The following is a 23,513-nucleotide window of genomic DNA, read 5'->3' as shown; positions in this document are numbered from 1 at the left end:
GGGTATGAAAATTAAGAATTAAATTACTTTTCTCTTTTTTACGTTGAAGTGCGTCGCACAAAAAATGGATTAATTTTTTATCGTGAATTAAATCCGACATTATGACTGCCAAGCCAGGAAGGCAAACCTATTTAGCGGTTAACGGTGAAGAACTACCAAGACACAGCCGCAGCACATTTTAGTTATTAAAGGCAGACTATAATGAAAAAACTACTAACTCTTAGCGCAATCACGCTTGCTTTCGCATCTACTGCATACGCAGGTTCTTCTTACGTAACAGGTAATGTCCAGTTCCACAGTGAAAACAAAAACCCTAATGCGACTTCTACACTAGAAGCAGGCCACACATTTGATACTGGTACAACACTACTAACAGAGTTTGATGGTATTTCTCTAGGTAGCTACGAAGGTGAGTTCAACGAAGGCGCAGGTACAACGCCTTACATCACGCTAGGTATTGAGCAGAGCTACTCAATCAACGATAACCTATGGGTTGCTGCAGGTTACCACCACCTACTAAACAACGGTGAAACGGTACAAAATCGTCCACTAGTGAAAATTGGCTATAACTTCGACAACGGCCTAGCAATCAGCAACCGTACTCGTTACCATAACGTTAAGAACAGCGACAATGACCAACTGCGTTTTGACAACCGTATCGGTTACGCAGTAGCCGATATGCCTCTAGCTCTAGCGTACAACAACGTTTACGTACGTAACGATAAAGCTGAAAACACAATGGACCACGAGTTCCGTGCAACTTGGACTCGCGAAGGCGTTCAACCATACTTCGAGCTACGTAGCCAAGGTCACGGTGCGAAAAATGCTGACGGTTCTGACAAGAAAGAGAACACAGCATTCGTATTCGGTGCTTCTTACGGCTTCTAAGTCAGCCTAAATCTACTGTCCTAACACTAAGGCCCAGTTGTTACTGGGCCTTTTTCGTATCATGCTGTTTTGATTGGTGCGCAGAAGCGTTCTACACCTTGCCAAAGTATACTATCCGGCATTTGCATGTATTCTATGTTTGATAGCGCGTCTTTCCATAAACCTAAGCAGGCGGCTTGCTTATTGTCACTCGTATAGTGCGCTAAGACTTGCTTAGCCGAAATGCTACTGGTGAGTGCTGCTGTCGCTTTTAGGTAGTTACTTAAATATTGCTCTATATTGCGTTTTTTACGGCTAATATTGGCTTGCAGCATTAAGATAAGTGCGTTGTTTGGAATTTCTGCCACATACTCCCGCTGTAGCATCTGTAAGCTTTTCTCTATCTCACCAGATCGATAGGTAAGTAGTGCGAGCAGCATATGCAGCTCAGGAGAAGGTGTTGGCGTACTTTGTTTAACCTTGTCAATCCAATGGCGAAGCACATCAGAGGGTTGGTCGCTAAATAGTAGCTCTCGGGTATAGAAGCTAATCTCTGCGCCACTCATATTTTGCTCAATTAACTTATCGAACTCAGCTTCAGATAGTTGAGTGAGACTGGTTTTAAGTTCCTGATCGATGCGCAAAATAGGCGTTGGTAGCTTAAAGTATTCGGTCAAATCAGAGTTTAATTCGTTAACTGTTGCAACCAACTCACTGTCTTCAAGCGAATATAAGTTACGCCACGCAACACGAGCGGACGCCGAATGGTAAAGGATGACCTCTAGTGTATCTGTTGCCTCTTTGTCCTTTATCAGGTTAAACGTCAACTTATAATCCGAATCATTGATTGCATCTGAACCCGGGAAGTGATGGTGCTCGCTTAAGCTCATCAAGTAGTAACTCGGTGAGCGCATATTGGCCAAGTGGATATAAGGAGAATGGCTGTAAGCATGGAGTAACAATACTTTGAGCTTTAAAGCATCTTCCTGCATTGATTGTCGTGACGAAGAGATTTGATCGAGCAGCAAGCGAACTTGAGGTACGTACAGAGCCTGATCTTTTGACTCAAGCTTTACATCAAAAAATGTATTGACCAAAGTTACTGCCGCTAATAGAACCGCAATAACAAACGCCGAGCTCCAAAAAGCAAACTTTGATGGTTTTAGCTTTCGTTGATGACTTGCAGAGGTCTGTTTGTCTGAATCTAGGTTTACATTAGATGAACTGACCAATTGCACATGACTGTTTGGTATGTAGTAGCCTCTTTTAGGATAGGTCACGATCAATTTGGTCGAGTCAATATCAGGGACATGTTCTCTTAGCAGGTTGCGTAGCAAACTGATGCGGTTTGTGACCACATTTTTTGAGATGTACTGATTTTCCCAAACTTGCTCAATAAACTGCTCGATGGAGGTTGGCTCACCGACATTGGATAGCAATACCTCTAACAAAGCGACATTACGCGGCTCTAGCGCAATTTCATTGCCGCCATTGGTCAGCGTTTTATGTTCAGGATCATAGAGTAAGTGAGCAATAGCGATGAGTTGGCCGCTTTGCTTGGCTTGAGCGAGTATATTCATACGAGTCACAGGGGAGCGAAAAGACGCCGCGCATTCTACAAAAATATTCTTCCGACTTATAGATCCCTTCATAAGTAAGTTTGGCTGTATCATTTGTGAGAAACTCGGTGCGTTAGGGGTACACACACCGAGTTAACTTCAATAATTAGAACTTGTAAGTCGCGTTGATGTAGCCTTGGTTTGAAGACTTAAACTTACCAAGCACTTCGTCATCTACTTTATGCTCGTTGCCAGTAAAGTAGTTGAATCGGTAGCCAGCTTCCATGCCAAAGTGGTCAGTAAACATGTAGCCTAGACCTGCATTTAGGCCATAGGTTAAGCCTGAGTTTTTGCTCGTTGTTGAAGCGCTCAAGCCCATAGCTGGCGTCACTTTAGTTTCAAGTTCACTGTTGTAGTAACCTAGTGAACCGCCGGCTAGTACATAGAAACTTTTGTCAATGTGATAAACGTAGTCAGAACCTGCGCCAAACTGGTATCCATCTAGCTGAAACTTAACTTGAGCATTTTCTTCAGGATCGATGATGCTCAATTCTGACTCGCCGTTGTATTGCAAGTAACCATAAACACGTACATTCTCAGTTAGGTAAGAGCCGCCTTTAATTGCAAAAGAGCCTGCATTGTCAAGTTTATCAACGATAGTTTTGCTTTCGGCATCTGCCGCTGAAGTGCTGTATTTACCGCCAGCAAGTTCTACCGCAATGTAAGGTGAATTAGCGAAAGTTGGTAGTGAAACCACAGCAGCTGCCGCTGCAATCAGTAGATGTTTACGCATAGTGCTTCTCAATTTTGTTAGGTAACGAGTACTCATTGCTGCCTTCCGGTACAAGTAGACGGGTTGCAACTAGAGTTGATTGAACGCCATTTACTGGGCGTCGTTAAGTTGGCGAGAAAGTTATCTGAGAGAGAGGAATAATGCGAAAAACAAAAGTAAACGTAGTTACACTTGATGTTAATTTAGATCTATATTTTTGATTTAATTGGATCTTTATTGCACTTTAACTCGTCAAACTGAATTAAAGTGCAACACAAACTGAGTCAACAGAATCCGTTATTTATTACCTTCGTAGTGTCGGTAAGCGAATACTTGACCCTTTTCATTAAATGCATAGACGGAATACTCATCTTTTTCATTGCCATATTCCATACCTGGAGAGCCCATCGGCATGCCTGGAACCGCAAGCCCTTTTGCATTACGTGGTGGGTTTTCTAAGAAGGCTTTAATGTCTTCGGCCGGGATATGCCCTTCAAATACATAGCCATTGATCTCAGCTGTATGACACGAAGCAAGCTCTGGTGTAATTCCGAGTTTCTGTTTTATAGGGTTCATGTTTTCATGCAGTTTTTCATCGACATTAAACCCAGCATCTTGCATGTGTTTGGTCCACTCCGTACAGCAACCACAATAAGGTGATTTATGGTTGATGACATCAGCAGCTAACGCTTGACCAGACAAAAGTGCAAGGGTAGCCAAACTTAGAGCTTTTCTATTCATAGTGACCTCTCGGAAGTGTTAAATAGTCTTAGACGGTTGGCGTTACTCACCACCGTTATTGATGATAGGGCCATTGCTGCACCTGCGATAACAGGGCTGAGCAAAAAGCCGAAAGCTGGATAAAGTACCCCGGCGGCAAGTGGGATACCTAGTGAATTGTAGATGAATGCGCCAAATAGGTTTTGTTTCATGTTACGCAGTGTTGCTTTCGACAACTCAATGGCCTTGATAACAGAGACTGGCGATGAGTTGATCAAGGTAATTTGTGCGCTTTCAATCGCGACGTCGCTGCCGCTGCCCATTGCGATACCGATATTAGCTAAAGCGAGAGCGGGTGCATCGTTGACGCCATCACCAATCATGGCAACCGTACGACCTTCACTCTGAAGTTGTTCAATATGGCTCGCTTTCTGATCTGGCAGCACCTGAGCGATGACGCGTTCAATACCTAATTGAGTCGCGATGGCTTGTGCGACGGATTGGTTGTCTCCTGTGAGCATGACAGGTGTAATACCCATTGCTTTTAGCATGGAGACCGCTTGCTTTGCGTCTTCCTTAATCGGATCGGCAATAGCGATAGTACCAACGACTTCAGCGTTCACCGAGATAACCACCGGAGTCCAAGCGTTATCTAAGTAATGACGAATTTCTGCCTCTATAGAGGACATTTCCCACGACTGCGCCTGAGCATAGTTGAGTGAGACAATCGCAATCTCTTCGTGTTGATACTGGGCAAAAACACCTTGCCCACGGCGACTCTCAAAGTTCTCTACATCAACGAGAGTGAGTTGCTTCTCGTTGGCTTGATTAACAATGGCTTTAGCCAGAGGATGCTCTGATTGTTTTTCAACTGAAGCGGCCAAGGCAAGTAGGCGGTCAACGTCATTGGAGACTGAATGAACGGCTTGAACTTGCGGCTTCCCTTTGGTCAAGGTTCCGGTCTTATCAAATACAACCGTATCTATTTTGCTTGCGAACTGAAGGACATCGGCATCTTTGATTAAAATACCCATCTCAGCAGCTTTACCTATTCCAACTGTAACTGACAATGGTGTTGCTAGCCCTAGCGCACAAGGGCAAGCGATGATTAGCACTGTGGTAGTCACTACTAACATATAACTGGCTTTTGGCTCTGGACCAAACATAAACCATACAAGTGCAGAAACAATCGCGATGGCAACCACAACCGGTACGAATATCGATGAAATTTGATCGGCGAGCTTGGCAATTGCAGGTTTACTGCTTTGAGCTTCTCGAACCATAGTGATGATTCTCGACAGCATGGTATCGCTACCGATGCCTGAAGCGGTTATCACTAAGCTGCCATCTTGATTGATGGTGCCTGCTGAAACTGTCTCACCTAATGCTTTGTATACTGGAACTGGCTCGCCGGTGAGCATAGATTCATCCAGATAAGACTCGCCACTCTCGACCACACCATCTACGGGCACCTTCTCACCGGGTTTGACTCTTAGTTTCATGCCTAAGGTGACTTGCTCAAGCGGAATCTCACGTTCACCATCCCCAGTGACTAGAGTGGCGTTCTGTGGTTGAAGATTCACTAAGGCTTGTAGCGAGCGGGTCGTTTTAGCTTTCGCTTTAGCCTCTATATAGTGACCGAGTGAGATTAATCCGACGATCATCGCGCTCGCCTCAAAGTAAACGTGTCTTGAAGAAAGTGGAAACCATTCTGGGATAGTGACTACTAACATGGAAAACAACCAAGCTGCGCCTGTACCAAGCGCGACTAAGGTATCCATCGTCGCTCGTTTGTGAGTAAGCGCTTGCCATGCATTAGTAAAAAAGCTTCGCCCTGCGGTTGCTAATAGCCAAAAGCAGATAACACCAATGACTCCCCAAGCCAGTTGGTCTTGGCTGTTGCGAATCATCATGTTGCCGCCAAACACTCCCCAGAGCATCAGTGGAGCACCGACAACAATACCTGCTAACGCACTTTTTCTATGCTGTGTTTGCGCCTGCTCTTGTTGCTCAATCTGTTTTTGTTGCTGCGTTGCTGGGTCATCAATGATTTGAGCTTGATAACCTGCTTCTTTGACAGTGGTAACAAGCTCGGCTTCAATCTGCTCTTTTGGTTCTGTACTAAAAACTAACGCGCTTTGCTCTGCTAAATTGACCTGAGCTTTTTGAACGCCTTTAACAGAAATCAGAGCCTTCTCCACGGATGAGACACAGCTCGCACAGGTCATGCCGGATATAAGTAGATGGAAGGAGTGAGCCGATACTTCTTCTATAGGGCTGACAGGGATATCTGCCTCAGTGGTAGAAGTTTCAATTTCATCAAGTTCAATTGTCTCTTGGTTAGCTTGATAGCCAAGTGATGCAACTAACTGTGTAACTTCGTCAGCTGTTCGTAGGGTAGTAATGGCTAATTCTGTTTTCGAAACTGCGAATGTGCCATTGAGCGGATCTTGTGCCAATGCTTGCTCAAGTTTGGCGACGCATTTACCACAATTTAGTCCAGTTAAGAAAAAATGATGCTGATTGCCTGCTGAATAGCCGAGTTTCTCCACCACTTTCGCGATTGATGAGAATGAACTGTCGGTATCCAACGAGATAAAGGTTGGGGACAGCTGGTGAATCTGTACTTGGTGTTCTGCGGTAAGGGCTCGCTCTACATTACGTGCGCATCCCATACAGTTTAATCCTGACAATGGAATATCAAACTTAGACATATCAACACCTCGAAAAATGGAACTGTTACTTAGCCTAAACCTTACCTCAAGGGTAAGGTCAAGCCTTTAAACCAAAACGTCAAAATTAGAATTATTTGAAAATTGTTAGCTCAGATGATTGCGAGAGATTTCAAACTTTTACTGGGAAACTTGTTAATACCTATAAAGGAATAAAAATTTACGGTGATCTGCGCCGAAAATTTCCCTTAGTTAACTGGTTGATTTGATTGTAACTGAGTGTTTTGACGTTTTTGTTTATTGATTTGTGATTTTAACTTGCTGTTTTTAAATGTTTTATCTTGTTTGTGTTTTTTTTGATTTGAACGTAGTCAGATTATTTTTCGCCTCGTTTTTTGCAGCGAAAAAAGTTTGTCACCATGCCCCTGTCCATAAATAGTTCCCCTCGAACACCAATTGATAAGTGGGAGAGGGGTACTAAGAAAAACGACCAAAATGAATAATTACTAGGGGTTAATACTATGTCTATGTTCAAAAAGACACTTCTTGGCGCAGCGGTTTCTACCGTTGTATTAGGTTTCTCTGGCATGGCCGCCGCAGATACGAACCTGAATCCCGCAGAAGCTAAATATGAGCAAGGTATCTATGGTTTGATTGCTATGCAGGTAGCAAACCGTGATTACGACAACTCACCACAGAACGATGGTGTTCAGTTCAACAACGAATCTCGCCTTGGTTGGCGTGGTACAGCGAAGTTCGATAGCTGGGATAACTGGACATTCTTGTGGCAAATCGAGTCAGGCTACGTTGATGAGTCATTTGCAGGTGAAGATGGTGGTAATGGCTATCTAGGTCGTCGTGATACCTTTGTTGGTTTTGAACATGACACGATTGGTAAAGTTCGCCTAGGCCGCGTACTAACGCCAATTTACGAATTGATTGACTGGCCAGCGACCAACCCAGGTATGGGTAACGTTTGGGACTGGGGTGGCAATATTGGCGGTAACAACTTTAATGACCGTCAATCCGACACCATTCGCTGGGATACCAATGAGTTGTGGAAAGGCTTCACCATGGATATCGCAGCAGGTGCTGGTCAAGATCGGGCGGGCGGTACAAGTAGCACAAAAGCGGGTAGCAACTACTGGCACGGTATGGCTGCTCACCAGCAGTTCAACGGTGACTGGGGTTGGGTTCAGTTCGACTTAGCGTACGAAATGAACTACGACACAATGGAAGGCAAGAACGAAAAGTACTGGGATAACCAAACTTACCTATTGGGCTCTCAAGGTGGTTTCTCTAACGGCTTAGGCTACTTTGCTTACTACCGTATTGCTGAAGCGCAAGATACCAAAGGCAGCGATGAGACAGAGCACTCTTACTCAGTGGGTCTAACCTACAACTTTGGTGAAGGTAACAAGTGGCAAGCGAAGATCGCTCGCGCTGAAAACCTTGGCCTAGAAGTGGACGGTAAAGACATTGAAGGCACTAAAGACAACGTGACTTCGATGCAGTTAATGTACTCGGTTGATACTAACGCGGTTGTGTACGCTCGTTACGCAATGAATGACCTAGAAAACACTGGTACTACTGGTGAAGGTTACCAAGGCCGTTGGAAGTCAGACAGCTTTGATGAAGCGTCTGTCGGTATCGAATACTGGTTCTAACTATTAATTAAAATTATATGGGCGGCTTTATGCCGCCCTTCGTTGTTTACTATTCGCTTTGACGTCGAGGAATCTATGAAAAAACTAACAAGCGCACTTTTATTCGCTGCGATGGCACTGCCAGTGGGAGCGGCTGAGCTGACTATTATTAACGAGATTGAGCCGTTAGTGCTAAATGGAAAAGAGCTGACTCGTAACGATTATAAAAGCGCTCAAGTGATTAATTTGCAAGAGGGTCAAAACCAGCTCTTGTTCGCCCTTGACCAACTGGTTGTTGAAGATGGTCGTCGAAACAAACTGGTGTTTCCGTCAGTCGTAATTAAATTTGATGCCGCGTCTGCTCCGGTCACCCTTAGCTATCCGGTTTTTCGTCATGTTGACCAAGCAAAAACGTTCCGTAAAGCATTGGATTTCTCACTATTGGATGCTCAGGGTAAGGCTGTTGATTATCAGGTTGATCTGCTACACATTAAAGGCTTTTCTCAGTTCAATGATTATGAAGCGGCAGTGGCTGAGTATAACCAAGTTGGGGGCATTGCCTCTATCTCCCACACAGATGCTGTAGCACCTCACGCAAGCCACACTGAGAAAATCAAGAGCACAGGTGCTCAAGCAGAGATGAAGACAGCTATCTCGACTTCAAGCAGTTCAATTAAAAGCGACTTCTTGTCTATGACGCCGACTCAGCGTCAAGAGTTTATCTCTTGGGCAGTCAAACACATCAATGAATAAACAAAACATGCTGTAGATGGATTGTAGATTTGCATATCGGTGCTAAAATAACGCGCAATTTTGGCACCATCCTCATTTGAATAGAGTGGTGCGGTCATTTAGACAATCAAGGTATTTTACATGACGGTTAAAACTCGTTTTGCTCCTAGCCCAACAGGCTACCTACACGTTGGTGGTGCTCGTACTGCACTTTATTCTTGGCTTTACGCTAAAAACCAAGGTGGTGAATTTGTTCTACGTATCGAAGATACGGACCTAGAACGTAACTCTCAGGAAGCGGTAGATGCGATCCTAGAAGGTATGCAATGGATGGGTTTAGAGTGGAATGAAGGTCCTTACTTCCAATCTAAGCGTTTTGACCGTTACAACGAAATGGTTGATAAGCTGCTAGCTGAAGACAAAGCATACAAGTGTTACGCATCTAAAGAGCTATTAGATGAGATCCGTGCTGAGCAAGAAGCGGCGAAAGAGATGCCTCGCTACGATGCAAACCATCCGAAAATCGTTGCTGCAAACGCAGAAGCGAAAGAGGGTGACGCGTTTGTTATCCGTTTCCGTAACCCAAAAGAAGGCAGCGTGGTATTTGAAGATCAAATCCGTGGCCGTATTGAAATCGCAAACAGCCAGTTAGATGATCTGATTATTCGTCGTACTGATGGTGCGCCAACATACAACTTTGTTGTTGTGGTGGATGACTGGGATATGGGTATTACTCATGTTGTTCGCGGTGAAGATCACATCAACAACACGCCTCGTCAAATCAACATTTATGAAGCGCTAGGTGCACCTGTACCAACATTTGCACACTGTGCGATGATTCTTGGTGATGATGGTGCCAAGCTGTCTAAGCGCCATGGTGCGGTCTCTGTGATGCAGTACCGTGATGAAGGTTACCTCCCGAATGCACTGAACAACTACCTAGTACGTCTAGGTTGGTCTCACGGTGACCAAGAGATCTTCTCAGAGCAAGAGATGATTGATCTATTTAGCTTGAGCGCGATTTCGAAGTCAGCATCTGCCTTCAATACTGAAAAGCTACTTTGGTTGAACAACCATTACATCAAGACTTCAGCTCCTGAATACGTAGCTGAGCATCTGCAATGGCACCTAGATAACCAAAAACTAAACGTTGAAAACGGCCCAGCAATCACGGAAGTGATCACTTTAGTTGGCGAGCGTTGTAATACGCTTGTGGAGCTAGCTGAGCAAATCCGTTACTTCTACGAAGATTTCTCTGAGTTTGAAGCGGGTGCAGCGAAGAAGCACCTTCGTGGCGTTGCTAAAGAGCCTCTAGCACTAGCATTAGAAAAAGTTGAAGCGCTAGAAGAGTGGACAACGGACAACATCAAACAAGGCGTGATCGCAGCGGTTTGTGAAGAACTAGAGATCGGCATGGGCAAAATCGGTATGCCACTGCGTGTTGCGGTAACTGGCGGTGGTCAATCTCCATCAGTTGACGCAGTAATGGAACTCGTAGGCAAAGAGCGCGTTATTGCTCGCATCAAGATGGCACTAGAGTTTGTTGCTGAGCGCGAAGCTAACGCATAGCAAGCTCGCCTGAATCGAAACCAAAACCGCAGCAAATTGCTGCGGTTTTTTTGTTGCCTGAGAGATGACCCAATATCTGTTACTGGTTGTAGTGATGTCTTATTTGTAAGACGGTTAAGCCAATTATAATGACGCAGGTAATCTGGCTTGCAATTTATTTTGCTTGGCATATGCAATAGTAATGCTATCGTCTAGTTCTATGACTAAACTAGAGCAGTTGGTCTAAAGTAGTTTGATTGGCATAAACATAATGAAAAATGGGGAAGGACTCATGAAAAAGTTAGCAGTGGTAATTTCAAGTACGCTTGCACTGGCATCAATGAATGCAAACGCAGATTTCTATTTAGGTGGTAAAGTCGGTAAGTCATGGTTGGATGACGCTTGTACTTCAATTACTGCCAATTGTGATGATGATTCAATGACAGTAGGTGTTTTAGCGGGTTACCAGTTCATGGATTTCCTATCGCTAGAAGCGGGCTATGACTATCTAGGTGAATTTACAGCAGACGGTTTAGCTGATGAGAAAGTAAAAGCCTTCACTATAGCACCTAAGCTCAACCTGTCTTTGACTGAAGATATTTCTCTTTACGGCAAGTTCGGTGGCGCACGTGTCGATTACGGCAACAAGAATGACAACTCATTTCTTGGTGCGGTTGGTTTTGAGCTAGACTCGCACAAAAACGTGACAGTTCGTCTTGAGTATCAGCGCTTAACTGACGTAAACAACGATTATGTACGTGCGGCAGTGAACTCAGCGACGCTAGGGTTTGTTTATAAGTTTGGTGCTAGTGAGCAGCCTGTTTCTGAACCGTATGTGGCAGAAGAGAAAGTAGTTGAAGAAGTTGTTGTTGAAGAGACAGTGGTTGTCACGCCAGTTCTGAAGACTTTTGAAACTAAGGTGGTTGACTCTGGTGCGTTTGCTTTAAATAGTGCCGAACTAAAGCCTGAAAGCTTACCGATGCTAGAGGAATTAGTGCAGTTTATGAAGCAGTACCCTCAATCAAATGTTGAAATCACCGGTTACACAGATTCAAGTGGTGCGGCTGCATACAACCAAAAACTGTCTGAAAAGCGTGCTAAATCGATTGAGAATGCATTGCTAGAAGAAGGAATCGACAGTTCACGTATTACGGCGAAAGGTGAAGGTGAGAACAACCCAATCGCTTCAAATGACACCGTTGAAGGTCGCGCACAAAACCGACGTGTTGAAATCATTGTCCCTGCGTTTGAATACGAAGCAGAGTAACCTCTATAAGATCCAAAAAGCCTTGGCGTTGTGCCAAGGCTTTTGTTTCAATCCACTCGGGTATCACTTCAAATCGATACTGTTTAATCGACCCATAAACTCTAGGATTTCTAGATTCTCTTTGTTAGCTGCCAATAAGGCTTTTTTCGTTTTCGAGTAGGCGGCTAATCGACCATGTTTTTTGATTGAACACACCACACTCTTATAGATCAGTTTGCCATTCTCATCATAATTACGCCAAGCAGCGATGTAGCATTCGTCTTTGGCAGTTGGGTTATCTTTCGTTGGTCTAGGTTTAAAGATGATCTTAGGCTCTAGCGAATGTGGCAGACGAGTCATCAAATAAGGGTCTTTGAGTAACTTACGCCAAAACTTGCCCCACATTTCTGAACCAAGTTCGTTGCGAAGTTTGATCGCTTTCTTTAACCCTTTTTTCTCACCAATACGTACGTATCCCACTGAGCGATGAAGAACTTTGTCATCAGGAGTGTGGATATGAATCTTAAATGCTGTCTTGGCTTTTGAAATAAAGCGGTGACCAGTGTTAGTGGTCAAGTTACTTTTGGTCATTCATTTTTTATAAATAGTTTTATTAATAGCTATTTTAGTTGAATGTCCACAAATGTAGAAGGTTTGATTTTTAATGGCCGCCTTTTTGTATCATCTGAGCTACAAAATAGCTGTTGCCGAACCTGACAAAATGCAAAAGGGGCTAAATAATGATTATTTAGCCCCTTATAATATCTGGCGCTCCCGACAGGATTCGAACCTGTGACCTATCCCTTAGGAGTATATTTTTCAATTGTTTATGTATAAACAGCGATGTACAAGGGTGAGCTATAACACATTGAAATATATAAATTAACTTTAATAATCTTGTTCTTCATTGTTCATCTTTGTCGATGGAACTACGCTTCATCTGCTACATATTTGCTACATGGAAATCGCGTAATGCCAATCACGAAGAAGATAACAGTTTCAACGATTAAGAGTCTTCGTATCGAGGATAGGAGAATTAATGATACCGAAATTCACGGTTTTCATGCACGCATCTCATTGCAGGGGAAAGTGAAGTATTACTTCTACTACCGTGTCGATGGTAAACAACGAAACTACTTTATTGGCTCTGGTTCTGTACTCTCGCCGAATCAAGCAAGAGACAAGGCAAAAGAAGTTGCTGGGCTTGTGGCTAGTGGTGTTGATGTTCATATCGACAAGCGAGAGCTGAAAACCGCAAAGACAATTAAACTAACACTTGGGGCTTACCTTGAAGAAACGTATTTGCCCTATCTTGAATCTTTAAACCCCAAAACATCTCGCCATGCTTATCGAGTTATCACGTCTAGTTTCAAATCAATCCTCAAGAAACCGCTGGCTGAGGTTAATGCTTGGGACATACAGAAATGGGTAACGGAGCGGCGTAAACTTGGTCGCTCTCCCGCCACTATCAGCTACGCCGTTAATCGATTAAAAGCCGCGTTCAACCGTGCTGTTGAATGGGAGTGGATTGAATCTCATAACTTGAACAAAGTTAAGTTAGTAAGAGAAGAAAACACACGTGTTCGGTATTTGTCAGAGACGGAGGAACGAACACTAATGCGAGCTCTTAGAAATAGAGACGAGCAAATTAGAGCTCAGAGACGTTCTGGAAATCGACACCGACAAGAGAGAAATCAACACCTTTACCCAACTTTTGATAACGTTAGATTTGTCGATTACCTAGAGCCCCTTGTAATCACGGCAATAAACACCGGTTTACGCAGAGGAGAATTACTGGCTTTGAAGTGGGACGATGTTGATTTTGAGCAGCAATATCTTTCCGTGAGAGCCCAGAACGCAAAAGCTAAAAAAAGTCGCAATATCCCTCTCAATGATACCGTCTTAGAAGTTTTGGAGTCTTGGCAGCTTCAAAATAAGAAGCGCGAATATGTGTTTGCATCTAGGTCTGATGTTCCTATCAAAGATATTAAAAAGCCATGGTTAAGGGTTCTTCGGGAAGCAAAAATAACCGACTTTCGATTTCATGATCTCCGTCACCACTTCGCTAGCAAATTAGTCATGGTTGGAGTGGATTTAAACACGGTACGTGAGCTATTGGGACACTCTGATCTGAAAATGACCTTGAGGTATGCCCACTTAGCACCGGAGCACAAAGCCGCAGCCGTTAGTCTTATAGGCTAATTGATTATGTTGGAATCAATCATGGAAGATAAGCGCGAGTTTATAAGGTTATCCGAGCTAGAAAAAATAACTCCGGTCAGTCGTGAGCAAGTGATGGATGCGATTGAGTACGACAGATTCTGCTTGAACGCACTAGTAAATTTACAGGGTGCAGGTGGAGTTTCTAGCGACAACACGTTACTAGCGATTTTTGATTTTAGAGGAATTGTAAAACTTACCAATAAGCAGTCTCTCTCTTTAATCAATGACGGCAGCTTGAAGCTGACAACGTTGGAAGTCGTTAAATTTTTGAGTTGTTCAAAACACAGATTAGTTAGTGATGTTTTTCCCAAATGTGCAGAGGGTTGTTTTAATCGTATTGCTACTTCCTTAGATGAGCTTGAAGGCCTTGAATACATTGTTTCACGTGTAGTACTCGGGATTCCTGAACAATCGAGCCTCAAGCATTCCTTTGAGAAAGAAATGGGGTGTAGATTGGATGAAAAGCCAAATGAAGTGGGCTTTGCGGCAGCGCTGAAGATCTTTGACTCAGGGATCAGTGCTTTTTCTAAGAGTACTCGTAATTTAATGCTGCAACCTATTAGTTTAAAAACAGAGTCTATTAGGTTAAGCCGTCAAGCTCTCTATCAGCATTTCGATTTAGGTAACCATTTAGATTCGGTTACAGTAACCGAAGCAAACCAAGTGAATACTGGCGCTGTAGGAAGTTATCAATCTCCAGATTCTATGCGGTTAGCTAACCGAAACGACAACCTAAACCTAACCGAGTTTAACCAATCGGTAGAGACACATCCTATAAAAGAAATTCAGAAACGAGTTTTAGAGAAGTATCCAGATGCTCAGTCTAGAGAAGTCTGGAATCGCATTCGTCAGGATATTCGGACAGAAGTCTATGAATTCGATATTGATATGGTTGTAGATGAGATCAGTGATGAAAGGTTGATATACAAAAGTTCTGGAGAAGAAGGGCTGTCCTACCGACGTTTTCAAAACATTTTGAGTGAGGTTAGGAAAAACATGCACGGCTAAATGCACGGTTTTATGCACGTGAAGATAATCCATTTTCTTATTGTTCCGTCACGAACAACGAAGGAGATGAGTGTTATGTCAGTCTACTTAAACAAACGAGCATATACAGAGCAGGAAACCGCAGAATACATTGGAATGAGTCGTTCTTTTCTTAGACAGGCGAGAATGGAAGGACTGAGAGGCAATCGAACTGCAGCACCACCATTTATCAAGATTGGCCGTTCCGTCCGCTATCTAAAAGAGGATCTAGACAGCTGGTTAGATAACCATTCTAAACTGGAGCATGTTCTTCAGGGGGAGCTGAGCAATGTCTAATGATGGGGAAACACTTCAATTTCCCCATGTGAAGTATACGGATTCAGGAAAGCTAATCGTACTCAATACAGCCAGCAACCTGAAGGCGTTACTCGAATATGCGGGATACGAAGCAAAACACAACAAAATGACATTGGAGCAGGATATCTATAGTGGTCAGGAGTGCATAGGCACTCCTGAAGTCATCAGAAGTGAATTGATATCCCTAGCCTCGATTCACTCTCTACCTAGAGCCTCAATTGATGACCACTTTGCAGCAGTGGCACTGGAAAATAGTTACCACCCTATAGAGGAATGGTTGAATGACTCATGGGATGGAAAAAAGCGAGTAGACAAAGTTATCAGTTGTTTGAGAGCCAAAAACAACGGACTTGCTTCAGTTGTTATAAAACGATGGTTAGTTGGATGCGTTGCATCTCTATACGTCCCTAACTTTAAGTCGAAGTTAGTGCCAGTTCTACAAGGGGAACAGTCGTTTCGAAAAACAGCGTTTGTAGAGCGTCTTGCTACTGTGATGCATGGTGCCTTTTTAGAAGGCTCGGAGCTTAACCCTGACAATAAAGATAACGTTCTTTCGGTAATTCGGTCATGGATTGTTGAACTCGGAGAGTTAGAGCGTTCGACGCGAAACTGTCAGGGAGCGTTGAAGGCTTTTATTACGCGCTCATGCGACACGATAAGACCACCGTATGCGAGAACGGATATTAAGAAGCCCAGACAGACGAACTTAATCGCCACCGTAAATGGTACCGACTTCCTTAAAGATGAAACGGGAAACTCAAGATATGCGGTGATTGAGTTAGTGAAAGAGATAGACATGTCATTACTCAATGAAGTTTTAGGGTGGCGCTTTTCTCGCTCTGGAGAGTTGGTGCTAATCAATCCCGAACGGTTGAAGCAGTTTTGGCTTGAGGTAAAGCATCTACTTTTAAACGAAGGCTATGCTTGGACGTTGACTAGAGATGAACAAAGGCTTATTGCAGAAGAATCCGAAAAGTATGTTGATAAGGGTGTTTGGTACAACATGCTTTCAGAACATATCAACGCTTGTGAAGACAAAGCGCGAGAGTGGATGACGACCAAACAGATCTGCGAGTTTATAGGCATAAATGTCTCTAGAGGTAATGCAGTGGGTAAAGCGTTATCCCTGTTAAGTAAGGAAGGAAAATTAGAAAGGAAATTACTCAATGGAACGAATAGATATTGTTTTCCCACCGTGACTCCTTTGGAGTCTTTATGAAGGTTTGAACTCCAATCCACTTACCCCACTTGGCGGCTATTGAGGTGGGGGAAGTGGAGGAGGTTTACAGGGATTTTAGGTGAGAAAAACTGCCTGTCTGAGCAAGTTTTTACCCTGAATATTAGTAGTGTATGCTACGCCAAAACGTTAGTTGAACTGGTATTAAAATCATGTCGTTAGAAGAAGAATTCTTTGGCAAGAAATTAAAGAATACAGACTTATATCGTGATATAGGAACACCTATGGGTTTCGGCCCTCGTGAACTTGCCCCTAAAGAAGAAGTAAAACCAAAACTAAGCACTAAAGAACGTTTAGACCAGCAGCGAAGAGAGAATCACGCTGCGAGTGAAAATAACTGGAATCAAATTCAAGCTAACAATACGGAACAGGAAAAAGCTGTCGCATTTGCGTTAGGTTGGATGCAGTGCGAGGCTACCCAATCCCAAGGTGAGCTTTGGGAAAGTTTATTTACTTCTGAAACGACGCCAGAACAAAAACAATTGGTTAAAAAGGCTAATGCTCACCTAAATAATCCAGTACGCCAAGGTGAGATAGTTGTTCTCCCTACAGTAGAGCCGACAGATGCGAATGAGCAAAAGCAGTTATATGCGCTAATAGAAGAGGCTAGTGCAGCAAGTAAAAGCTTAAATGCTCTCAACGATGAAGAGCTTACAACTGTAAATAGACATTTCGAGGTCTTGGATTACTATGTTTCAAATGCACTAGAGCGTTTCAAAGCGGATGGGCTTCCTAGTGACTATTATGCATATAGCTCTGTTGGTGTAGGTGCTGTAGCGACAGGTGTAGGACAACACCTTACCAACATTAATAACGTCTTGCAGGAAATTAACGATTTATATGTAGCCCAAGTTGCTATGGCGAGTAGAACTGGTGGGGTAAATTACGGAGAGTTTACATCTCAACGTGCAACTCTATTTAAGAAGCTTGACGGTTCTTTTGCTAGTCTTTCCAAACGAACGGTTCAGTTACCACCTCAATCTCAAATACGTAGGGCACTGAATTTATCAACAAAGTCTGTTGTCCATAATGCTGAGCATATTATTGCTAAAGGTGTCGTACCAAACTTAGGTAAACGCATAGCGAACGTTGCAAAAGGCGTCTCTAGTGCGAAAGGTGTTGGGTATGTCGGTTTAGCTCTAGGCGCTGCAAGCGGCGCTAAAAATGTTATTGATGCTTGTTCTATAGATGGACAAGGCGAATGTGGAAAAACGGTTTCAAGAGAGATTGTTGGTTTCGGTGGCGGTTGGCTCGGTGGTTGGGTTGGCGGTGAACTAGCTGCAGCAGGTACAGTTCTTATTCTAGGTGTTGTTGGAGTTACTTCGGCTCCTGTTCTCGCGGTTGCAGCTATTGGGGGAGCGGTAGTTGGTGGTGCTGCAGGTGGCTTTGCTGGATCTGCGGGTAGTAAAGCTTTAGCTGATGTTATGTATGAGTTTTCTGAAGAAGTATATGATTCATTTATTGGGCAGGAGTAGCTGATTTGGGTTCATTAGATTTAGCATTAAAAATAATTGCAGTGGTTCTCTGGGGGTATGTGATTATCTGGACTCTACCTTTTGTGTTTATTTCGGCTAGGACAATACTTGGTGATTCAGAGAGAATGAAGTTCATGGATGAACAGCTATCATTAGAACCCCGTAAACTAGAATCCAGCTGGTTAAGTAAGTCACTTGTATCCGTTGGTGGGAGATACCATCGTTATTGTATTGCTTACCCTTTTATAAAACATAGAGTCAAGACTGACTCGACGAAATTTAAAGTAATCATGTTCCTTAACTCTTTGTGGTGTTGGAGCTTTTTTGCCTGTATAGCCTTAGCTCTAGCTATCTCACTATAAGCTGTCACTATGTTCGTGATGGTTATCCTAATCGTATTGGTAGCAACTATCCCAATGTGAAAAACCTATACCACGCACCACGAGCGCACTTATATTTCGCATAAGCAATAAACGGTAACTCAATGAAAAGGTTTCTACTAGGTCTTCTTATGTCTTGTTCTGGGTTTGTATTGGCGGGCGAACAAGCGCCAGAAATGACCGATAAAAATGGTTATATAGAACCATTCAAGATGTTCGATAATTTGTATTACGTTGGTGATAAATGGGTTTCTTCTTACGCGGTAGAAACCAATGACGGGTTAGTGATAATTGATTCTCTTGACTTCCCTTATTCTAAGTGGATTCCTATAAACCTTAGAAAGCTAGGACTTGAAGATAGGGGAGTCACGCATGTTCTAGTGACTCATGGTCACTCAGATCACGTTGGTGGAGCCCAGTATTTACAAGAAATGTATGATGCGAAGGTTGTAATGACAAAGAGTGCTCACGAACTGTCTCTACAACAATCGAAGGGAGTAAAGGAACAAAACAAGTTCATACCCCCCAAGCTAGATATTGTTATCAAAGACGATGTCTCAATGGAATTTGGCGGTAAAGAATTCAAGTTTTACCTTACTCCTGGTCATACTCTTGGCGACTACTCATTGGATTTCACTGTCGAGGATAGCGACAAAGAATATAGAGCCTTCATTGTTGGTGGTCATAGCTACAGTGGTAAAAAACCAGAGATGATTGGAATGTTTTTGAACAGTATGGGTAAGATAAGAAAAATCGCGCTTCAGCCACCAATTGTTAGCGTGAACCTTTCCAATCATCCACACAAAAACTATCTGTTTGAGAACAGAGATAAACTTGGCAATAACGGAAATCCATTCATTAGTGAAAGCAATTTTTTTAAATTCATTGAGCAACAAGAAAGCTTAGCTAAAGGAAAGGTGACTAAGCTCAACTAAGCACTAAACTATCTCCTATCCAACTTCGAGTCAGTAGGATCTCAGTTGGCTTATCTTTGCCCCATTACGTATTTCACACATCTTAAAACTCAAATCATTAGGGCTAATTTGACTTAGTTTTTCTTATACTAGTAATGTATACCGACAATCAAAAGCTATGTGACTAACTAATGGATATCAATAAGATAAACAAAAATAGAAATGCTAGAAACAGTAGGAATCCAAGGCCTTTCGCTACATTTATGGATATATCACAGGCAACTACAAATGCGATGGAAGAGATTGCAACGTTGGATCTATCTGTCAATACTATGAACACGCTCAAAAACAATCAGATTATAAATATGGTAACTGCTGTAGAGGTTTACTTTAGAGACATGATTGATGCCATATTTAGAATGTGTGACCGAGAGGTATTTAACTCGAAATTAAGAAAGCTTCACGACAAAAGTTACAAAATTGATGAAGTAATCTCCATTTACGAAAATAAAATACACCCTCTAGAGTTGATCGCAACCTCTCACAGTTTCCAGAGCACTGAAAATATTAATAAGGTATTCAGTATCTTAATTGATGATAGATTCATCGCGAAACTATTAAAGCTAAAGTGGAAAATGAGTGAAAGCGACGATAAAGACGCTCACCAGCTATACAAACATGATGTGGATAATCTACAAGAGCTTTTTGAAATTCGACACTTCCTTATCCATAACCCACATAAGACGGAGTCAATTTCTGAAGAGAAATTTGAAGAGTTAATAAACTCTATGTACGGGGTTATCATGGCTGCGGATTTGTTTTTCACACAATTCATCAACAGTAACTCAAAGCTAAAAATTAATGACCCAGAACCAGTTATTGTCGAGTGATCTCAACAGGTATGACGCTCTCATATTGAGAATTGAATTATTTCAGTCGCTTTTGCTTGGATTGATAGCTGATAACTGTAATCTGTGTCATTGGTATAGTAGAGGTTATCTAAAAGCGATGCTCGAGAAGCGTTTGTTTATAGAGTCTAAACAAAACACCCAAGCAACTGCTTGGGTGTTTAGAGGATTGATTATTGGGCTGCCATTTCTGCTCTGTAAGCTTTTCTGGCGGCAGCTCTTGCTAATGCAGCCTGAGAGTTAAACTTAGAGCCATTGACGCCGAGAGATGTTTTACGTACTGATTTTAAGGCCGCTTTGCCTTTAGATTCTTGCTTATTCATATCTTCTTCCTGCTCATTGGCAAATTGAATATATTCTTTAATCTCTTGCTCTATTCGCTGTTTATATCTTACACAGACTGGTTCTAGATTGTCAATTTTTGAGGACTCATCTCCCCAAGTTTTTAATGACAATGGGCCACCAGAACATTGATCTGCTCCGAATGCAGCAGTCATAGATGCTTCAACTCTCGTAGATTCATTTGCAAAAGGTATTCCCCAACTATTTACATAAAATTCGGCAGCAGGTTTTCCACCAGTCCCAGCGTGCAAAACTTCGCCTTCAAGATCAGAAGGTAGTTTTATGAAGTCCCAATCATTTGACATCTGTGGAAGGAATTCGCCGCTAGAGCTAAAAGCTATAGAGGCTGCTCTTTCATCTTCATCTAGATGTTTACATAAATAGTCAAAAACATTGTCATCAATAATCTCAAGTGCAAGAGCTTTCTCTAGTACGATAGGACATTCATCACCTGCATAGAACGTTATGATATCAGGCTCACTAATATACTTTCTCCAAGGGCTATACACAGGTTGGTTATCCATACCTGTCCACAATGTGTCGCCAATGATGAAATGAAGATGTCGAGCGAGTAATGTTGTCATTAAGATTATGAACTGTAGATTAGATGGAAATGCCGGATTATAAGGAGATAGATACGATAATTCAATTAATTGAAAGGCTTAAACATGCTTGAGAGCACTATTTGTAAGCCTAAGCTTCGGCTAACTTATCTCTGTCTAGAGCAGAACCACTAGGGCATGTAACATGAAATTGTCCCACAGTTTGTTTTGTCTTCTTCGGGGGGGGGGCATACAAATATCAATGCTATTATCGCCATTGTTGTTTTTTAGGGTATTAGGTGATAATTTGAACTATAACGAATTGATATGCATTTTAACTCATAATTAAATGTACGGGTTTGATCCGTAGATAAGCGTTATGCTGCATGAAGAAGGAAGAGCATGTACTTCAAAAACATAAGCCTAAATGAATGGCAACAATTTCAAACCATAGACATCGATTTTCATGATCGCGTTACTATTCTAACGGGAGGAAATGGAAGTGGTAAAACAACTATTCTAAATATATTGGCGAGACATAGTGGTTGGAATAGCGTTTCTTTAGCCACTCCTAAAGCTGAGTCTAGTACTGGGGTAATAAAATATTTCTCACGTTTTTTTTCAGGTAAAGATAAAGGCAGTAATAACTCGATTGGTAGTATTATTTATTCTAATGACATTAATTCCCCTTTAGTAGCTAACAACGGAAATTCTGCTCAATATCATGTAGCAATTCAAAACCAGCAAGGCATTCAATCTTTTTATATTCCTTCACACAGGTCAATTTTTAAGTATCAGCAAGTAGGAAGTATTCCTACAGTGAAAAAAAATAAACAAAGTGCCTTTCAAGAGGTTTCTCAAAGCAATATCCAGAGATACAACGGCAACCACAGTCAATCTAGTAGTTTCTTTATGAAGAATACTCTGATTGGCTGGGTCATCCAAGGGTACGGTGTTCATAACGCCAATCAAGCCATAATGCCTTCAGATCAGGAGCAAATTCAAAATTTTGAAGGGTTCCAACAGGTTTTGCGAGAGATACTTCCTCAAAATATCGGATTTGAGCAGATCGAAATTAGAAATATGGAAGTCGTTTTTGTATGCAATGGTGGTGACGACGAATTTGTACTTGAGACTGCTTCAGGTGGGATAAGCGCTTTAATTGATATTGCTTGGCAAATTTATATGTTTTCAACAAGTGAAAAATCCGATTTTACAGTACTAATTGATGAAGTTGAAAACCATTTGCATCCTATAATGCAAAGAAGAATTTTACCCGATCTTGTAAACGCATTCCCAAAAGCTCGGTTTATTGTTTCTACTCATAGTCCTTTAGTTGTTGGTTCTGTAAAAGAGTCTTCTATTTATGCACTAAAAAACAATTCGAATGGAAAAGTTGATTCACATAGGCTTGACCTTAATAATCAAGCTAAGAATGCTATCGAAGTATTAGATGAAATATTAGGTGTATCTTTTACCATGCCTATTTGGGTAGAAGATAAATTAAACTTCATTAATGAAAAATATTCTTCTGGTGCAGAAGATCCGAGAATATTTTCTCAAATGAGACAAGACTTAGCAGAGTTAGGACTTGAAAAGCTACTCCCTCAAGCAATTGAGAAATTATTGGAGAGTAAGCAATGATTAGATTAACACGACCAGCATGTCCTCACCCTGAAGCGTTGGCCTCCAATAATTATAAACATCCTATTAATAAAGAAGCGCTTAAAAATGCAAGCAATGATAAGTGTATGTACTGCGAATGTAAGATATCACATATTGACTTTGCACACGTAGAGCACATAAAACCGAAAGCAGAAGGAAAATATCCAGAGTTAGAATTTACTTGGAGCAACCTAGGTTATGCTTGTCCAAAGTGTAACAATGCTAAGTCTGATAAGTATTATGAGGATACACCATATATTAACCCATATGATGAAGAACCTGAGAATTATTTGGTTGCATTTGGGACTTATTTGTTTTCTAAAAATGGGTGCGAAAGAGGTGATTTAACTATCTCTGATTTACAACTTAATAGACCTGATTTACTAGAAAAAAGGCAATTGAGAATTGAGGAATTTAAAAGCTCAATTGACGCTTGTTTCAGAACATCCTCTCAGGTATTGCGAGAAGCGGCTTTAGCTGAACTGCGAAAAGAGAGTGAGGCAGATAAAGAACTGTCATTATTTGTTAAATCCTTTATGGCGTTAAATGCAGCCTAAGTGAGCTCGTTGTACTGATTGGCACCAGTAAGACTGGACAATGTATCAAGTGACTATGCAATAACTTAAGTTATCCATATCAAATTAGTAGTTAATTTGACTTAGAAATGTCTAGAACCTTCATAGTTGGCACTTTGTAACTCAAAAGTGCCCCATTATTGGCT

The 23,513-nt window shown here is 42.1% G+C and carries 20 protein-coding genes; 14 read left to right on the top strand and 6 right to left on the bottom strand.

The window, feature by feature from the left end:
- Positions 1–201 precede the first annotated feature (201 nt).
- Positions 202–888: an oligogalacturonate-specific porin KdgM family protein gene (locus LYZ37_RS11040; RefSeq protein WP_272785518.1), complete on the top strand. Its 687-nt coding sequence runs from the start codon at positions 202–204 to the stop codon at positions 886–888.
- Positions 889–947: 59 nt separating this feature from the next.
- Here LYZ37_RS11040 and LYZ37_RS11035 read toward each other — a convergent pair whose 3' ends face one another.
- The 4 genes from LYZ37_RS11035 to LYZ37_RS11020 form a co-directional block, all read right to left on the bottom strand.
- Positions 948–2,447, bottom strand: a complete 1,500-nt coding sequence (locus LYZ37_RS11035; protein WP_272785517.1) for a winged helix-turn-helix domain-containing protein — start codon at positions 2,445–2,447, stop codon at positions 948–950.
- 145 nt (positions 2,448–2,592) lie between these two features.
- Positions 2,593–3,219, bottom strand: coding sequence for an outer membrane beta-barrel protein (locus LYZ37_RS11030; RefSeq protein ID WP_272785516.1), 627 nt, complete (start codon positions 3,217–3,219; stop codon positions 2,593–2,595).
- A 276-nt stretch (positions 3,220–3,495) separates the two neighbouring features.
- Positions 3,496–3,939, bottom strand: a complete 444-nt coding sequence (locus LYZ37_RS11025; RefSeq protein ID WP_272785515.1) for a DUF411 domain-containing protein — start codon at positions 3,937–3,939, stop codon at positions 3,496–3,498.
- Positions 3,936–6,632 (bottom strand): heavy metal translocating P-type ATPase, encoded by a 2,697-nt coding sequence (locus tag LYZ37_RS11020; RefSeq protein WP_272785514.1) that lies wholly within the window; start codon positions 6,630–6,632, stop codon positions 3,936–3,938. The genes LYZ37_RS11025 and LYZ37_RS11020 overlap by 4 nt, the downstream gene beginning before the upstream one ends.
- 479 nt (positions 6,633–7,111) lie before the next feature.
- Here LYZ37_RS11020 and LYZ37_RS11015 point away from each other — a divergent pair, with 479 nt between their 5' ends.
- The 4 genes from LYZ37_RS11015 (at position 7,112) to LYZ37_RS11000 (ending at position 11,783) form a co-directional block, all read left to right on the top strand.
- Positions 7,112–8,257, top strand: coding sequence for a porin (locus LYZ37_RS11015; protein ID WP_272785513.1), 1,146 nt, complete (start codon positions 7,112–7,114; stop codon positions 8,255–8,257).
- A 75-nt stretch (positions 8,258–8,332) separates the two neighbouring features.
- Positions 8,333–8,989 (top strand): DUF2057 family protein, encoded by a 657-nt coding sequence (locus LYZ37_RS11010; protein ID WP_272785512.1) that lies wholly within the window; start codon positions 8,333–8,335, stop codon positions 8,987–8,989.
- Positions 8,990–9,109: 120 nt separating this feature from the next.
- Complete coding sequence (gltX, locus tag LYZ37_RS11005) at positions 9,110–10,537, top strand: glutamate--tRNA ligase (protein WP_272785511.1); 1,428 nt, start codon at positions 9,110–9,112, stop codon at positions 10,535–10,537.
- Between the two features lie 271 nt (positions 10,538–10,808).
- Positions 10,809–11,783, top strand: a complete 975-nt coding sequence (locus tag LYZ37_RS11000; protein ID WP_272785510.1) for an OmpA family protein — start codon at positions 10,809–10,811, stop codon at positions 11,781–11,783.
- A gap of 63 nt (positions 11,784–11,846) precedes the next feature.
- Here LYZ37_RS11000 and LYZ37_RS10995 read toward each other — a convergent pair whose 3' ends face one another.
- Positions 11,847–12,353, bottom strand: coding sequence for a Fe3+-citrate ABC transporter substrate-binding protein (locus LYZ37_RS10995; protein WP_272785509.1), 507 nt, complete (start codon positions 12,351–12,353; stop codon positions 11,847–11,849).
- A gap of 381 nt (positions 12,354–12,734) precedes the next feature.
- Between LYZ37_RS10995 and LYZ37_RS10990 the strand changes: the two genes are divergently transcribed.
- From LYZ37_RS10990 to LYZ37_RS10960, 7 genes are all read left to right on the top strand, one after another.
- Positions 12,735–13,964, top strand: coding sequence for a site-specific integrase (locus tag LYZ37_RS10990; RefSeq protein ID WP_272785508.1), 1,230 nt, complete (start codon positions 12,735–12,737; stop codon positions 13,962–13,964).
- Between the two features lie 21 nt (positions 13,965–13,985).
- Positions 13,986–14,993 (top strand): hypothetical protein, encoded by a 1,008-nt coding sequence (locus LYZ37_RS10985; RefSeq protein WP_272785507.1) that lies wholly within the window; start codon positions 13,986–13,988, stop codon positions 14,991–14,993.
- Between the two features lie 75 nt (positions 14,994–15,068).
- Positions 15,069–15,308: a helix-turn-helix transcriptional regulator gene (locus LYZ37_RS10980; RefSeq protein WP_069667283.1), complete on the top strand. Its 240-nt coding sequence runs from the start codon at positions 15,069–15,071 to the stop codon at positions 15,306–15,308.
- Positions 15,301–16,548 (top strand): VapE domain-containing protein, encoded by a 1,248-nt coding sequence (locus tag LYZ37_RS10975; RefSeq protein ID WP_272785506.1) that lies wholly within the window; start codon positions 15,301–15,303, stop codon positions 16,546–16,548. Before LYZ37_RS10980 ends, LYZ37_RS10975 begins: the two co-directional genes overlap by 8 nt.
- Before the next feature lie 170 nt (positions 16,549–16,718).
- Complete coding sequence (locus LYZ37_RS10970) at positions 16,719–18,041, top strand: hypothetical protein (RefSeq protein ID WP_272785505.1); 1,323 nt, start codon at positions 16,719–16,721, stop codon at positions 18,039–18,041.
- A gap of 484 nt (positions 18,042–18,525) precedes the next feature.
- Positions 18,526–19,356, top strand: coding sequence for an MBL fold metallo-hydrolase (locus LYZ37_RS10965; protein WP_272785504.1), 831 nt, complete (start codon positions 18,526–18,528; stop codon positions 19,354–19,356).
- Between the two features lie 170 nt (positions 19,357–19,526).
- Positions 19,527–20,225: a hypothetical protein gene (locus tag LYZ37_RS10960; RefSeq protein ID WP_272785503.1), complete on the top strand. Its 699-nt coding sequence runs from the start codon at positions 19,527–19,529 to the stop codon at positions 20,223–20,225.
- Positions 20,226–20,416: 191 nt separating this feature from the next.
- Here LYZ37_RS10960 and LYZ37_RS10955 read toward each other — a convergent pair whose 3' ends face one another.
- Positions 20,417–21,109: a hypothetical protein gene (locus LYZ37_RS10955; protein WP_272785502.1), complete on the bottom strand. Its 693-nt coding sequence runs from the start codon at positions 21,107–21,109 to the stop codon at positions 20,417–20,419.
- A 420-nt stretch (positions 21,110–21,529) separates the two neighbouring features.
- Between LYZ37_RS10955 and LYZ37_RS10950 the strand changes: the two genes are divergently transcribed.
- Positions 21,530–22,771 carry an AAA family ATPase gene (locus LYZ37_RS10950; protein WP_272785501.1) on the top strand — a complete coding sequence of 414 codons (1,242 nt, stop codon included), beginning with the start codon at positions 21,530–21,532 and terminating at the stop codon, positions 22,769–22,771.
- Positions 22,768–23,349, top strand: coding sequence for an HNH endonuclease (locus LYZ37_RS10945; protein WP_272785500.1), 582 nt, complete (start codon positions 22,768–22,770; stop codon positions 23,347–23,349). Before LYZ37_RS10950 ends, LYZ37_RS10945 begins: the two co-directional genes overlap by 4 nt.
- The last annotated feature ends 164 nt before the right edge of the window (positions 23,350–23,513 follow it).

Source organism: Vibrio tubiashii, assembly GCF_028551255.1.
Classification (GTDB): domain Bacteria; phylum Pseudomonadota; class Gammaproteobacteria; order Enterobacterales; family Vibrionaceae; genus Vibrio; species Vibrio tubiashii_B.
The sequence above is the reverse complement of the archived record's forward strand: the minus strand, read 5'-3'. Positions and strand labels throughout refer to the sequence as shown.

Excerpts from the sequence above, each read along its gene's own strand:
- LYZ37_RS11040 (WP_272785518.1), top strand. The coding sequence starts at position 202 with ATGAAAAAACTACTAACTCTTAGCGCAATCACGCTTGCTTTCGCATCT.
- LYZ37_RS11035 (WP_272785517.1), bottom strand. The coding sequence starts at position 2,447 with ATGAATATACTCGCTCAAGCCAAGCAAAGCGGCCAACTCATCGCTATT.
- LYZ37_RS11030 (WP_272785516.1), bottom strand. The coding sequence starts at position 3,219 with ATGCGTAAACATCTACTGATTGCAGCGGCAGCTGCTGTGGTTTCACTA.
- LYZ37_RS11025 (WP_272785515.1), bottom strand. The coding sequence starts at position 3,939 with ATGAATAGAAAAGCTCTAAGTTTGGCTACCCTTGCACTTTTGTCTGGT.
- LYZ37_RS11020 (WP_272785514.1), bottom strand. The coding sequence starts at position 6,632 with ATGTCTAAGTTTGATATTCCATTGTCAGGATTAAACTGTATGGGATGC.
- LYZ37_RS11015 (WP_272785513.1), top strand. The coding sequence starts at position 7,112 with ATGTCTATGTTCAAAAAGACACTTCTTGGCGCAGCGGTTTCTACCGTT.
- LYZ37_RS11010 (WP_272785512.1), top strand. The coding sequence starts at position 8,333 with ATGAAAAAACTAACAAGCGCACTTTTATTCGCTGCGATGGCACTGCCA.
- gltX (WP_272785511.1), top strand. The coding sequence starts at position 9,110 with ATGACGGTTAAAACTCGTTTTGCTCCTAGCCCAACAGGCTACCTACAC.
- LYZ37_RS11000 (WP_272785510.1), top strand. The coding sequence starts at position 10,809 with ATGAAAAAGTTAGCAGTGGTAATTTCAAGTACGCTTGCACTGGCATCA.
- LYZ37_RS10995 (WP_272785509.1), bottom strand. The coding sequence starts at position 12,353 with ATGACCAAAAGTAACTTGACCACTAACACTGGTCACCGCTTTATTTCA.
- LYZ37_RS10990 (WP_272785508.1), top strand. The coding sequence starts at position 12,735 with ATGCCAATCACGAAGAAGATAACAGTTTCAACGATTAAGAGTCTTCGT.
- LYZ37_RS10985 (WP_272785507.1), top strand. The coding sequence starts at position 13,986 with ATGGAAGATAAGCGCGAGTTTATAAGGTTATCCGAGCTAGAAAAAATA.
- LYZ37_RS10980 (WP_069667283.1), top strand. The coding sequence starts at position 15,069 with ATGTCAGTCTACTTAAACAAACGAGCATATACAGAGCAGGAAACCGCA.
- LYZ37_RS10975 (WP_272785506.1), top strand. The coding sequence starts at position 15,301 with ATGTCTAATGATGGGGAAACACTTCAATTTCCCCATGTGAAGTATACG.
- LYZ37_RS10970 (WP_272785505.1), top strand. The coding sequence starts at position 16,719 with ATGTCGTTAGAAGAAGAATTCTTTGGCAAGAAATTAAAGAATACAGAC.
- LYZ37_RS10965 (WP_272785504.1), top strand. The coding sequence starts at position 18,526 with ATGAAAAGGTTTCTACTAGGTCTTCTTATGTCTTGTTCTGGGTTTGTA.
- LYZ37_RS10960 (WP_272785503.1), top strand. The coding sequence starts at position 19,527 with ATGGATATCAATAAGATAAACAAAAATAGAAATGCTAGAAACAGTAGG.
- LYZ37_RS10955 (WP_272785502.1), bottom strand. The coding sequence starts at position 21,109 with ATGGATAACCAACCTGTGTATAGCCCTTGGAGAAAGTATATTAGTGAG.
- LYZ37_RS10950 (WP_272785501.1), top strand. The coding sequence starts at position 21,530 with ATGTACTTCAAAAACATAAGCCTAAATGAATGGCAACAATTTCAAACC.
- LYZ37_RS10945 (WP_272785500.1), top strand. The coding sequence starts at position 22,768 with ATGATTAGATTAACACGACCAGCATGTCCTCACCCTGAAGCGTTGGCC.